The 277-nt window shown below is 37.9% G+C and carries 1 protein-coding gene; it reads left to right on the plus strand.

What is annotated here, in order from left to right:
* Positions 1-277, plus strand: a 277-nt coding sequence (locus AAEZ18_RS18730; protein ID WP_352255905.1) for an ABC transporter transmembrane domain-containing protein, incomplete at both ends; no start/stop codon positions are given.

Here is a 277-nt window from a genome sequence, read left to right on the forward strand (position 1 = left end):
CGTGCAAGGTTTAACTCAGCTAAAACTATTTAATGCAACATGTACCGAGCTTAAACAAATAGCTAAAATTTCAGATGATTTTAGACACGCGACACTCGATGTTTTAAAAATCGCGTTTTTATCATCATTTGCACTTGAGTTTTTAGCCACTATTAGCGTGGCACTCGTTGCCGTAATTATTGGTTTTAGACTATTTTTTGGCACTCTTGATTTTGCCACTGGCTTTGTGGTGCTACTTTTAGCGCCTGAATTTTATTTACCACTGCGCCAACTAGGT

Origin of the sequence: Pseudoalteromonas sp. 19-MNA-CIBAN-0066 (genome assembly GCF_040308705.1) — a bacterium.
Taxonomy (GTDB): Bacteria; Pseudomonadota; Gammaproteobacteria; order Enterobacterales; family Alteromonadaceae; genus Pseudoalteromonas; species Pseudoalteromonas nigrifaciens.